This window comes from Lysinibacillus sp. SGAir0095, assembly GCF_005491425.1.
Taxonomy (GTDB): domain Bacteria; phylum Bacillota; class Bacilli; order Bacillales_A; family Planococcaceae; genus Ureibacillus.
The window spans coordinates 2,310,314-2,323,039 of sequence record NZ_CP028083.1 but is presented as its reverse complement, the minus strand read 5'-3'; the positions used below and the strand labels follow the sequence as shown (position 1 = coordinate 2,323,039).

The 12,726-nt window shown below is 36.0% G+C and carries 13 protein-coding genes; 6 read left to right on the top strand and 7 right to left on the bottom strand.

All coding sequences use genetic code 11. From position 1 onward, the window contains the following. Positions 1–53 precede the first annotated feature (53 nt). Both argH and C1N55_RS11380 read left to right on the top strand, forming a co-directional pair. A complete protein-coding gene (gene argH, locus C1N55_RS11385) occupies positions 54–1,424 on the top strand; it encodes an argininosuccinate lyase (protein WP_137728940.1) in 1,371 nt (456 codons plus the stop codon). 470 nt (positions 1,425–1,894) lie between these two features. Next, complete coding sequence (locus C1N55_RS11380; protein ID WP_240758274.1) at positions 1,895–2,245, top strand: DUF3889 domain-containing protein; 351 nt, start codon at positions 1,895–1,897, stop codon at positions 2,243–2,245. A gap of 129 nt (positions 2,246–2,374) precedes the next feature. Here C1N55_RS11380 and C1N55_RS11375 read toward each other — a convergent pair whose 3' ends face one another. The 5 genes from C1N55_RS11375 to C1N55_RS20890 all read right to left on the bottom strand — a co-directional run bounded on the left by C1N55_RS11375 (position 2,375) and on the right by C1N55_RS20890 (position 6,550). Beyond that, on the bottom strand, positions 2,375–2,857 hold the full coding sequence (locus tag C1N55_RS11375) for a hypothetical protein (protein ID WP_137728939.1): 483 nt from the start codon (positions 2,855–2,857) through the stop codon (positions 2,375–2,377). Positions 2,858–3,389: 532 nt separating this feature from the next. Then, positions 3,390–4,655 (bottom strand): glutamate-5-semialdehyde dehydrogenase, encoded by a 1,266-nt coding sequence (locus C1N55_RS11370; RefSeq protein ID WP_137728938.1) that lies wholly within the window; start codon positions 4,653–4,655, stop codon positions 3,390–3,392. Positions 4,656–4,696: 41 nt separating this feature from the next. Beyond that, on the bottom strand, positions 4,697–5,779 hold the full coding sequence (gene proB, locus C1N55_RS11365; protein ID WP_137728937.1) for a glutamate 5-kinase: 1,083 nt from the start codon (positions 5,777–5,779) through the stop codon (positions 4,697–4,699). 428 nt (positions 5,780–6,207) lie between these two features. Continuing rightward, on the bottom strand, positions 6,208–6,345 hold the full coding sequence (locus C1N55_RS20550; protein WP_168193846.1) for a hypothetical protein: 138 nt from the start codon (positions 6,343–6,345) through the stop codon (positions 6,208–6,210). A gap of 82 nt (positions 6,346–6,427) precedes the next feature. After that, positions 6,428–6,550, bottom strand: a complete 123-nt coding sequence (locus tag C1N55_RS20890) for a hypothetical protein (protein WP_255502403.1) — start codon at positions 6,548–6,550, stop codon at positions 6,428–6,430. A gap of 242 nt (positions 6,551–6,792) precedes the next feature. On the opposite strand from C1N55_RS20890, the gene C1N55_RS11360 reads away from it, so the two are divergent. Then, positions 6,793–7,110 (top strand): hypothetical protein, encoded by a 318-nt coding sequence (locus C1N55_RS11360; RefSeq protein WP_137728936.1) that lies wholly within the window; start codon positions 6,793–6,795, stop codon positions 7,108–7,110. 84 nt (positions 7,111–7,194) lie between these two features. Here the strand turns inward: C1N55_RS11360 and C1N55_RS11355 are convergent, their stop codons facing one another. Then, positions 7,195–7,731 (bottom strand): GNAT family N-acetyltransferase, encoded by a 537-nt coding sequence (locus tag C1N55_RS11355; protein WP_137728935.1) that lies wholly within the window; start codon positions 7,729–7,731, stop codon positions 7,195–7,197. Between the two features lie 312 nt (positions 7,732–8,043). Here C1N55_RS11355 and C1N55_RS11350 point away from each other — a divergent pair, with 312 nt between their 5' ends. The 3 genes from C1N55_RS11350 to C1N55_RS11340 all read left to right on the top strand — a co-directional run bounded on the left by C1N55_RS11350 (position 8,044) and on the right by C1N55_RS11340 (position 10,618). After that, complete coding sequence (locus tag C1N55_RS11350) at positions 8,044–8,466, top strand: MarR family winged helix-turn-helix transcriptional regulator (protein ID WP_137728934.1); 423 nt, start codon at positions 8,044–8,046, stop codon at positions 8,464–8,466. 65 nt (positions 8,467–8,531) lie between these two features. Then, the gene (gene hslO, locus C1N55_RS11345) at positions 8,532–9,425 is read left to right on the top strand and encodes an Hsp33 family molecular chaperone HslO (protein WP_137728933.1); all 894 of its coding nucleotides are present in this window, start codon (positions 8,532–8,534) and stop codon (positions 9,423–9,425) included. 113 nt (positions 9,426–9,538) lie between these two features. After that, the gene (locus tag C1N55_RS11340) at positions 9,539–10,618 is read left to right on the top strand and encodes a PQQ-dependent sugar dehydrogenase (protein WP_370452517.1); all 1,080 of its coding nucleotides are present in this window, start codon (positions 9,539–9,541) and stop codon (positions 10,616–10,618) included. Between the two features lie 71 nt (positions 10,619–10,689). Here the strand turns inward: C1N55_RS11340 and hpaB are convergent, their stop codons facing one another. Beyond that, positions 10,690–12,138, bottom strand: coding sequence for a 4-hydroxyphenylacetate 3-monooxygenase, oxygenase component (hpaB, locus tag C1N55_RS11335; RefSeq protein ID WP_137728932.1), 1,449 nt, complete (start codon positions 12,136–12,138; stop codon positions 10,690–10,692). Positions 12,139–12,726 lie beyond the last annotated feature (588 nt).

Below are 12,726 nucleotides of genomic sequence, written 5' to 3'. Positions count from 1 at the left end.
CGATTCAAGCTCGAAAGTTTTCTTGAGGGTATTGATAAAAGTAGGTGTAGCGGATGACAAAATTATGGGGTGGTCGTTTCCAAAAGTCTGCTGAGAGCTGGGTAGATGAATTTGGAGCTTCCATTGGTTTTGATCAACAATTAGTGATGGAGGATATCGAAGGTAGTGTTGCACATGTGACAATGCTAGGTGCTCAAGGAATTTTAGCCTCTGAAGATGTAGAGCAAATTCTAAAAGGACTAGCTGAGTTAAAACATTCGGCAGAGGCTGGAGAACTCGAGTTTAGTGTAGCAAATGAAGATATCCATTTAAATCTAGAAAAGATGTTAACGGATATTATCGGACCAGTTGGAGGTAAACTTCACACTGGCCGAAGCCGTAACGACCAAGTTGCGACTGATATGCATCTGTTTTTGAAAAAACGAGTTGTTGAAGTTGTGGACTTGATTGAAACTTTCCAAAAAACGATTTTAGAAAAAGCAGAACAGCATATCGAAACCATTGCACCTGGATATACGCACTTGCAGCGAGCCCAACCAATTAGCTTTGCACATCATTTGATGGCCTATTTCTGGATGTTAGAGCGTGATAAAGAACGTTTTAAAGAATCCATGAAACGTATTGATATCTTGCCATTAGGTGCAGGCGCAATGGCTGGAACTACTTTCCCAATAGACCGGGAAAAATCTGCAGAGTTACTAGGGTTTAGCAATGTGTATGCAAATTCGATGGATGCAGTGAGTGATCGCGATTTTATTGTAGAATTTCTTGCAAATTCATCTCTGGTAATGACACATTTATCACGATTTGCTGAGGAGATTATTATTTGGTCTACCGATGAATTTAAATTCATTGAACTGGATGATGCCTTTTCAACTGGATCGTCTATCATGCCTCAAAAGAAAAATCCGGATATGGCAGAACTAATTCGCGGCAAGACTGGTCGGGTTTATGGGAACCTTATGGGGCTGTTAACAGTGTTAAAAGGTACGCCTTTAACCTATAACAAAGACATGCAGGAAGACAAAGAAGGAATGTTTGATACAGTTCATACAATCCTGGGTGCATTGAAAATCTTTGAAGGTATGGTTCGCACAATGACTGTTAAAACTGAAAGGCTACACCAAGCAGTGCACAGTGATTTTTCAAATGCAACTGAACTTGCCGACTATTTGGCAACAAAAGGCATGCCATTCCGTGAAGCGCATGAAGTTACAGGGAAGCTAGTCTTTACATGTATTCAAAAAGGTATCTTCTTATTAGATTTACCTCTTGAAGTGATGAAAGTTGAAAGTGATTTAATACAAGAAGACGTTTACGACGTATTAGCGCCAGAAGCAGCAGTAAGACGACGAAACTCTTTAGGGGGCACAGGCTTTGAACAAGTTCGCCTGCAGCTTGAAAAAGCAAAAGCTTGTTTCTGAAAATTGGATACAAACCTAACTTTAGGATTGTTATATAGGCGCGCTATTAATGTTGTACAGGGATGCACAATAGTTTGCCGACTTTTATCCAGAAGCCAGAGGGTAACTTGATAAAAGAATAACTTTATAAGCAACCACTACTTTTTAAAGTATAGGTGACCATATAAAGTTACATAAACCGTTCTCGGGGTCGCGAGGCGGTTTTTTTGTTTTGAGTATGGAGTTTATTAATGGATACTGAACGTTTAGGGCTGAACTCTTGTGGAAGTTCATTCGATGGTAAATAAATTATGATTCAAGAATCCCGGTAAAAAATTAAAGCATGATTATTAATTATCTGTTCATACTTTTTTAGATTGCTCATAAATTAAATCGATTATGAATGCAATCATTGTTAATTAATACATAGGTAAATAACGAATATCCTCATTCGATTAGAAAACACTAATCAAAAGGAGGATTGAGGTCGGTTGAAAACGAAAATTGCTGTTTCTGTGCTATTGGTTTTTAGTACGATTGCGGTTGGAAAGATATTGACGGTGCCTCCAGAGGGGGAAACAACGAATGCGCAAGAGATTGCACCTGCCTATGCGAAATGGGGAAGATTGGCCATGCAGAATGTGATGGCAAAATATCCATCGGCAGATGTCATCGATTATTTGCATATCGGGCGAGAAGTAGGAACTGTAAACTCGGTTGAGAAGTTTAAACTATGGTTAAAGGCTGAGGACAATAGTGAATTTGGCGTCTTTGTCGACATTACATTTAACAACCAAACTGAAGAAATTGTAGACATAAAATATACTGAAACAAAACAATAAAATCATAAAAAAGAGGTGTGAAAGTTGCACCTCTTTTTTGATATGAAAATTTCCATTTTTAGATTGCACTAACTACTTAATCGCTCAATTTTACAAAAATCTTGTTAATGTATTTCTTGCATTATTTTGTTATTTTACCTCGATCTTAAATATAAATGAGCTATCCCCACTTGTACCTGAATCATCTTTTTCCCATATTGCATAATAGCTGAGTATATAAATTCCTTCAATATCAGGTGCTTTAAATTGGTTGTTTTTATTTATCTCGAGTTCCTCGCTTTGGTGGGTATCAGCGCTGGTAATTGTAAGTGTTTGATGAGAAGGCTGGCGTTGCACAAGCAGCTTCATTTTTTCCTGATTGGATACTTTTATTGGGTTTTTGTCTTCAACAATCTCGATAGGGGAGGGAAGACTTAAACAGTTTGCCGAATTGGAATTTCGCCAACAGAAAGAACCTTGCTCGGTAGAGTATACTGTATCCACAATTTCGAATTGCACTGTCGGAGGAAGAGTACTATTCGTTAAGTCTTTTACTGATGACTCTTGAGTAGCATCATTTGAACAACCTACAAGAATAAGTATTAAAAATAAGATAGATAAGATTTTTTTCAAAATCCAATCTCCTTCCATTATTTCAATAACCATTTACGTTCCATAGTAAATAATTATGCTTTATTTTAGAAAAAATTATTTTTTTGAGTAAATTTTCTATCATAATCGTCTATAAAGTTAAGGTGGTGACATGGTTGGCTTTTAATTTTGATCAGGAGTATGAATTACATAGTGATCGCATCTATCAATACATATTTTGGAAAAACAGAATAAACAGAATAAACAGAGGATTTAATCCAAGAAACGATTATTAAACATTTAAACAGCAACATACTTATAGACAAAAATCTAGCTCTTAAGCTGTCTCATGAAAATTGCACGAAATTTTTACTTAGGGGATAGCTGTTATATTTCGATTCATAGTAATAATAGTTGATTACTTAATAAAAATTCTAATACAAAAACAACCCATTTATTGGAAGTGTGAAATAATTCACTGGTCATTGGGTGTAGGTTTCTTAGTTTCACTTATATTCTTGTTGAAATGAAAAAAATGCACTTTTGACAGTTATTAGTCAAAAGTGCATTTCGTCTATTCCCTTATTTGTCCATCTCCATATATGAGGTACTTTGTGGAGGTTAATGCCGGTAACCCCATAGGTCCACGAGCATGAAGCTTCTGCGTACTAATACCAATTTCAGCACCATAGCCGAATTCAAAACCATCTGTAAAACGAGTAGAAGCATTATGATAAACTGCAGCTGCATCAACACAAGTTAAAAAAGTTGCGGCTGCTATCTGATCCTCTGTAATGATAGATTCTGAATGGTTTGTACCATATCTATTAATATGCTCAATGGCTTCATCTACATTTTCAACAATTTTCACACTCAGTGTTAAATTTAAAAACTCTGTTGCAAAATCCTCATCATTTGCCAATGTTGCAGTTGGGAATTCTTGACAAACATATTGATCCCCGATAATTTGGATATGGGCGTTCTGTAGATCCTCTAATAACTTTTTCCCGTTTTGTTTAAACCAATCCCGTTGAATGAGCAAACTTTCTGCAGCATTACAAACAGAGGGGCGCTGTGTTTTTGCGTTAAGAATAATTTCTCTAGCCATTTCAATATTAGCATTCGCATCTACATAAACATGGCAATTTCCGGCACCAGTTTCTAATACCGGAACAGAGGCTTCGTTTACGACTAGATCGATTAACCCTTTGCCGCCACGTGGGATTAAGACGTCTAAATACTCTTTTAAGTGAAACAATTCTTTTGCTGTTTCGTGACTTGTGTCCTCTATAAATTGAACTGAATTTACAGGAAGGGTAGTATGCTCTAATGCGCGATGAATTGTTTCTACAAGGACCTTGTTTGAGAATCCAGCAGATGAACTTCCTCGCAAAATAACCGAATTTCCAGTTTTCAGACTAAGTGTTGCTGCGTCAATAGTGACATTTGGTCTTGCTTCGTAGATCATTCCAATGACCCCAATCGGAACTCGACGTTTCTCGATTTTAAGACCATTTTCTTTTGTTACCCGCTCTAGAAGTTCTCCAACCGGATCCTCCAATTCGATAAGTTGTTGAATTCCATCAGCCATTGCTTGGATACGTGATTCATCTAACATAATTCGATCAAGAGTAGATTTACTCAGCCCTTTTTTAGTACCTGCAAGTAAATCTTTTTTATTTTCTTCAATAATCAGAATTTGATCGATGAGTAATTGTTCTGCAATTTTTACCAAGGCATTATTTTTTTCAAGGGTGGTCTTCAAATTCATCGAATAGCTTGCTTTTTTAGCTAGTTTCCCTTTTGAACGAACTTCACTTTCTGTTGTAACTTTCGACACTAATAAAACCTCCAATAGAAAAGTATATTTTTTCGATGTTTCTAGACTCTGACCCACTTATCACGATGAATGACTTCTATCGAAGAACTGATAATTTCATTCGTTCGCTTTCCAAGTGCAAGTGAAAGTTCATCACTGGAGTATAGCACCTCACCACGGCCCAACAAATGCGTTTCGTTATAAACCTCTACAACATCTCCTTTACAAAAGTCTCCTTCTAGCTTGTAAACTCCAGCAGGCAGCAAGCTTTTTCCTTTTGAAAGAAGAGCTTCTGCCGCTCCATTATCGATATATAATTTCCCAGATACTTCTGTAAACGAAATCCATTGTTTTGGAGTAGGCAAGAATGCGTGCTGATTATTTCCAATATAAGTACCATCCCCAAGACCTTCGAGTATGGCGATTAACTTATTGGTTCCTTTGCCATTTCCTATAAAAACTTTTACTCCCGATTGAATTGCAGTACGTGATGCCAATAGTTTTGACTGCATCCCACCAGTGCCAATTTTGGAGCCTGACCCTGCTGCTAATTTCAACGAGTCCTCCGTAATTGTTGATAAATATCGTATTTGCTTGGCGTTAGGATTTTTAGGGTTATGATCATAGAGGCCATTGATATCTGTTAAGATGATGAGATGGTCAGCATGAATAAGTCCACTAACTAAAGCAGATAACATATCGTTGTCACCGAATGTTAATTCTGAGACTGAAACCGTATCATTTTCATTGATAATAGGCAGGATTCCTCGCTCGAGTAGTTCACCAAAAGTCGCATAAGCATTTTTATATCGTTCTTTTTTAGAAAAATCTGTACGGGTAAGGAGAATCTGTGCTGTTGTAATTTGATGCATAGAAAAGAACTCTGAATAATATTGAATAAGTAAGCTTTGCCCAACTGCCGCTGCGGCTTGTTTTCCCTTTAATGTTACTGGGCGTGAGGGATATCCTAATCTTCTAAATCCTGCAGCCACCGCTCCTGAAGAAACTAGTAATACATCATGACCTAGATGCTTTAATGCTGATAGTGCTGAAATATGGTCCAGTAGCTTATCATGATCGATCTCTCCCTTCGCATTGGTGAGGGAGCTACTTCCAATTTTGACGACAATACGTTTCTTTTCCACATAAGTTCCTCCTTGATCTCAGTCAACTGGTTATAAAACTTATTAATTTGGGAAGGTGTCACTATTTTTAATAAAATAAAAAGCCTTTTCCACCCTATAGATTAGGGCGAAAAAGGCTAATTTTCCGTGGTACCACCTAGATTGGAATGCAAATGCAATTCCCACTTGTGCTCATAACGCTTGAGTCTGCGTCTAGTTTTGCTAGAGGCTGGCGAAGTAGGTTCTGTAATTCTTTTTGTACGATGTCTTTCAGCCGGTGAACATCGCTCTCTTTCCAATAGTTTTTTACATACTAGTCTTCGATATGCTGTTTATTATTTGAATCTAATATGCAATATATTTTCTATATTGTCAATGTAGTTTTGTGAAAGTTCTGAATTTAATGAAATATAGATAAAAGAGATATCAAAAGCGATGTCTCGAAAATTTTAGGCTACTAAAGTTAATTTTGTATAGGAAAGGATTGCTGGTGCTTCAGTATTTTGTACTACTGTCATGGCTTCTTCTTTTGTGTCAAATTCAAAAATACGATAAGTTTTTTCCTCAAAAATTGTAACTACCCACATGTCGGGTCGCCTCCTAATGTTCTGATTTAATTTATCTAAATAGACCGCAGCAATAAGAAATACATTTTCAAAAGACTAAGTATTATTTTGTATACGATAAGATGGCGGAGCTTTTTAATCCTTTGAGGGCTAAAGTTGCTTCCATTTCATTTTCAAATTCGAACATACGATACGTATTTTTCTCAAAAATAGTGATTACCCACATGATCGGATCTCCTCCATTTAATAGTATATTGTTATATAACAATATAGATTTTATGTTACTTGTTTTCCGTTGTTATATATCAACTTGAATTCATTGTACACCTAAAAAAATGAAAAGAAAATAGCTAGTGAAACATTTCACATATTGTTCATATTGATGACGGTTTCATAAATTTTCACAAAATTTCTAATCAAAATTTGGTAATATTTTAAGGGAATAGCTTAAAAAGGGGGGATTTATATATGTTTGTTAAAGTTTACCGCTATCAAATTCAAGAGGATAAAATTAATCACTATTTAGAAATTCAGCAAAAAGTATTAAAAATCTATAAAGAGCAATTAAATATTGAAGTTATCTATTTACAAAATCAAATCTCTCCGGTCAATTGGATTGAGATGGCTTTTTATAAATGTGAGAAAGAAGAATATCGGAAAAAAATAAAACTCATAAATGAGCAAAATGAGATTCAAGAATATTTCAATGCTTTTCAAGCTACTTTAATTCCTGGAACTGAAATTGTTGAAGAGGAGTATAGGAACATCCCGGTAGTGGGGCAATGATATAAATAATATAATTATGTCTACTCATGGAAAGAACTAGTAAAGAGTTGGCCAAGGTAGACAAACCAACTCTTTTTCCTTTAACTATTTCTTATTTTCCCATTCTTCACGTAGTAACCCCATACGTATCGAATCATAATAGCGATTATTGTATAATCGAACCTTCCGGATTCGTGCTTCTAATGTCATACCGAGTTTTTCGCCAACACGAATCATACGCTCGTTCCCGGACCATGTGGTATAGCCAACTCTTACAAGCGGCAGGGTAGAAAATAGATGATCGATCCATAATTTCATAGCCCTTGTTCCAAGACCTTTCCCCCAAGAAGAGGATTCATGAAAAACAATACCCATTTCAAGCCACAAGGAAGGTTCATGCTCCCAATAATAAGAAATGGTACCTCGAACTTCACTATTCACTTCAATAGCCCAGAATTTTTCGTTATTTATGAAAGTCGTTCCCTTGGGTAAATACTCTTCAAAAGACAATGCTTGATGTGGAAAATAAGGAGCATCCCATTTCTTCCACTCCGGCTGTTCTTCCTTATATATTAGCTCCCAAAGTCTTGTTAGATCATTTTCTTTAATCGGACGGATTGTTAGTTCGTTATCTGAATACATTAAGAATAACCTCTTTTCAGCAAATAATAGGTTGAGATATTGGATTGAAAAGAGAGTTTTAGTGCTTTACTTTTCAATCACTTTTTCATTTTTAGTCATTTTCATCACACCTTTCATCGAATTAAATCTATTATAAATTAGAATTAATCTATATTTCCACATATATCCAATAAAATAAGTGCATAATCAATCTTTTTATTTGATTTCCAAATAGAAACAGTCTATATTATTGAGGGGTCAATGATTGAGGGCTCAAACATTGAAATGACGATAAAAGTAGATTTAACTTTAGACGAGGAGGTAGGTATAAGAATGAAGTTTACAATTTCAGAGCAGGAAGAGCTACTGTTTCTTTTTAAAACGATTAGCAATCAATTAGGTCCAAAATTCGAGAGAAATACAAACTTTAGCTTATCTCGATTCGAACTTTTGTATCAGCTAGTTCAACATAGTGAAATTTCTCAATCTCGTTTACAAAGAATAGTTAATATCGATCATGCTGCTATTACACGTCACCTTAAGCAATTAGAGGCAGATGGACTTGTTTCCAGAAGAAGAAATCCAACAGATAACCGTGAAACAATTGTTCATTTAACAGATGCCGGCTACAAACAAGCCATAAGCTGTCAGAAAGATAAGTTAAGTTTCGCTAACCAGATGTTTCATCAATTTAGTGAGGTAGAATTACGGTGTTTAATGGATATGCTTAACCGTATTCAAGTAAATATAAAGTAAACTTTCAATCAAGGGTAGATCCCATAAAACTGTGAAAAATAGATTTTAGATAGGAGTTAATATAAATGAAAGATTATTTAGTAAGAGCAGTAGGGTTTAATGGACAAGTTCGTGCTTTTGCGGCACGTACAACAGAAACTGTTGCCGATGCGCAAAAAAGACATCATACATGGCCGGTTGTTTCAGCTGCACTTGGTAGATCGATGACTGCTGGTTTGATGATGGGGGCAATGCTTAAAGGGGAAGATAAAATAACTATTAAAGTAGAAGGCAATGGTCCAATTGGTGCAATGGTAATTGACTCGGATGCAAAAGGGAATGTCCGCGGATTCGTAACAAATGGTCAGATTCACTTTGATTTAAATGCTCAAGGAAAATTAGACGTGCGTGCAGGTGTTGGAACAGAAGGGTTTTTATCCGTTGTAAAAGATTTAGGAATGAAAGAAATGTTTTCAAGTCAGGTTCCGATTGTCTCGGGTGAAATAGCTGAAGATTTTACATATTACTTTGCTACAAGTGAACAGGTGCCATCATCAGTAGGATTAGGAGTTCTAGTAAATCCTGATAACACAATTTTAGCTGCAGGTGGCTTCATTATTCAATTAATGCCAGGCTGTGAAGAAGAGACAGTTGCAGCATTAGAAAAACATTTAGCTACAATTGAACCCGTTTCAAAGATGATTGAAAAAGGGATGACACCCGAAGAGATTTTAGAAGCAGTTCTCGGAAAAGATGGCGATGTTCAAATTTTAAATACAATGCCGGTTCAATTCCAATGTACTTGTTCAAAAGAACGTTATAGCCGTGCGCTGATTGGATTAGGGGCAAAGGAACTAGAAGAAATGATTGAAGAAGAGGGCAGCATTGAAACACAATGTCACTTTTGCTTAGAGAAATATGATTTTACAGAAGAAGAGTTACAAAGCTTAGTAAATGAAATTAATATCCAATTAAATTAAGCTTAAAAGCCTATTTAAACCGTAAAAAGTTTCAAATAGGCTTATTTTCAATTATGGAATTCCATTTTTGTGTAAATAATGTAGAAGAAGTAAATGGAGAAAGGAGAAGCAATTTGAGAAATGTAACGTTAATGCTAAGCAGTACGCTATTTCTTCTAACTGGTTGCTCATTCTTTAACGCATCAAATTTTTCTGAACAACAGAAGAATGAAATGATAGAAGTAACTAAGGTAGAAGATGAGAAGCTGGAAGTGATTGCAGAAAGTTTAAATATACCGTGGTCAATCGAAAAGACAGGTGATCTATTTTATCTATCAGAAAGAACTGGTGGTATTGTTAAAATTGAAGATGGGAAAACCGAAAAGCAGAGCGTTAAGCTTGAAAAAGAATTGGCCACTGCATCCGAAGCTGGATTTTTGGGGTTTGTTCTTTCACCTGATTTTGAGCAATCTAAAATTGCCTATGCTTACTACACTTATGTCGATGAGTCCGGTCAGTTCAACCGCATTGTAACACTGCTTTATGAAGGTGACACTTGGAAAGAAGAATCAATTCTTCTAGATAAAATTCCAAGTGGCACTCGCCATCACGGTGGTCGTATAGAAATTGGACCTGATGAAAAGCTCTATGCAACAACAGGTGATGCTGGAGATACATCAACTCCACAAGAATTAAAATCATTAGGTGGTAAAATTTTACGATTGAATTTGGATGGCACTATACCATCTGATAATCCTTTCCCCAATTCATTTGTGTACAGCTACGGACATCGCAATCCACAAGGAATCACTTGGTCACCTGATGGTACTATGTATGCAAGTGAACATGGAAATGATGCAAATGATGAAATCAATTTAATCAAACCTGGTCAAAACTATGGTTGGCCTATTATTGAAGGGAATGAAGAGAAAGAAGGAATGGTGACACCACTCTTTACTTCAGGAACTGATTCGACATGGGCACCGTCTGGATTAAGCTATATTGACGATAAATTATATGTTGCCGCCTTAAGAGGGGAAGCAGTTTTAGAATTTGATTTACCAAATAAAAATGAAAATGAATTTATTACAGGACTAGGTCGGGTAAGGGATGTATTTGTGGATGGAGAGTATTTATATTTTATCACCAATAATACAGATGGACGAGGGAATCCCAGTGAAAATGATGATAAACTTTATCGAATCCGACTTTAGAGGAAATATAAGTAAAAAGGAAAACTACTTACGATGGTTGATTATTGTAAGTAGTTTTTGTTTGTATTCATTTAATCGTTATTAATCTTTAGGAATTGGTTAACTTTACTAACGTAATCGTTGACAGGATAGCTATTATAGAGCTCACTAGATAAACGAATTGGATCGCCAAAAAAATATCTTTCATATTGTGTTTGTCTCGTTCCAAATGCACTCATTGATAAATCCCATGCTAATCGGAAAATTTTAACCCGATCATATGCAGGTTTTGTTGCAGCCTGGAGATATTGATCTAAATCATTTCGAATCGGAGAGTGAAATGCTTGTTCTGTAGGTAACGTAATAATTCCACTTGCTCCGATTAATTGAATAATTTCAATAAAGCGTGGATACATTTTAGGGAATAGATTGCCAGCAACCTTTAATGGAAGCACATCAGGTCTCATATAACCCCATTCATCTAGAGAAGCATGGTTCTCTGATTTTTCTAGCAATGCCTTTAAAGTTTCAATTCCGATAATAATTTCAGACATTTTTTCTTGAATATGTTGGTATTCTCGAACGTTAATCGTTTTTATAAGCAGTTGTGCAATTCCTAAAATAAATTCGGTTTTTACGATTTGTCGAATTAAAACTTGATGTTTAGCAAAAGCATTGAAGGAGCATTTCTCCAAGAACTCTTCTGCTACATCGCCATTGTTGTAAAAAAATACTCTCTCCCATGGTACTAAAACATTATCAAAAACAACAATCGAGTCCATTTCCTCATACTTGGAACTTAATGGATGATCAAATTCAGATTCTCCACCAATAAACGTATCTCTACAGATAAATTTTAAACCTTTTGTATTCGAAGGAATGGAGAATGCAAAAGCTTCTTCTTCATTGAATATGAATTTTCCGATACTAAAAACTAATACTTCATCAGTTAATCCTCCCTGAGTGGCGAGAAGGCGAGCACCATTAATAACGATCCCTTCCTCATTTTCATCAACTACTCGCGCTGCAATTGGTGCATCGCCATTTTCAAGATGGAGTTGAGAACGATTTACTTGTGGTGTAATAAATGTATGGGTAAAAGTTAAATCATTTTCTCTTGCAGTATCGTATAGTCTAATGAGATTTTCCGGAAAGCTATTTTCTTTTCCTTGCAAGTAACCCGAAGAAGAGGCAAAGCTCATTAACACAGAGTTTAAATAATCTGGACTACGCCCCATAATACCGTGAGAGTGTGCAGCCCAATGCTCAATCATTTTTCCTCTTTTTTTTAAGTCCTCTATCGTTTTCGGTGCTAGGAAGGAAAGACCAACAGCATTTCCTGATTGTGGGGATTGAAAGGTCATTTCATGTTTTATTTTTGGATGATGTTGTAAATCATAAAGTGAAGCTTTTGATTGAAGGATCCCTTTAAAATGGGGATGTTCTGAAAGTAACCCGCTAATTCTTTTTCCATCAACCCAAATTTCGGGGTTCAACTGATTGATCCTATTAATATATTCTTGCCCACTTATAGCCCCCATGTTTTACACTCCCTAAAAAAATTAAATGCCGAGGTCAAGTTAAATCCATAAGTTGTTATACATGTTAGGTAGTACATTCTTAAATTGCGTACCATTTATATTATTTGTTGCGTATTAAATTTGTGCCTATATGGAATAGGATTTTAGAATTTTATAAGAAAATTTAAACTAATCCAGAGATGTTGTACACAAAAGGCATTGTTTTTAAGACAGATACAGTAATCTTTTTTTGTTGATTCAAGGGATATACAAAGCAATCATATTTAGTTCAATCAGGGGTTCAGCTAGACGTTAGTCATATTCTGATGAAGAGTAAACACGATGTTCAAGTAGTAAATTAAGGTCGAGTAAGAGGGATGAAACGCGTGATGCAAGCGAAAGGAGTTCCAGATGCGTTTCATAAAGGGGATGAAACGCGTGATGCGAGCGAAAGGAGTTCCAGATGCGTTTCATAAAGGAGATGAAACGCGTGATGCGAGCGAAAGGAGTTCCAGATGCGTTTCATAAAGGGGATGAAACGCGTGATGCGAGCGAAAGGAGTTCCAGATGCGTTTCATAAAGGGGATGAAACGCGTGATGCGAGCGAAA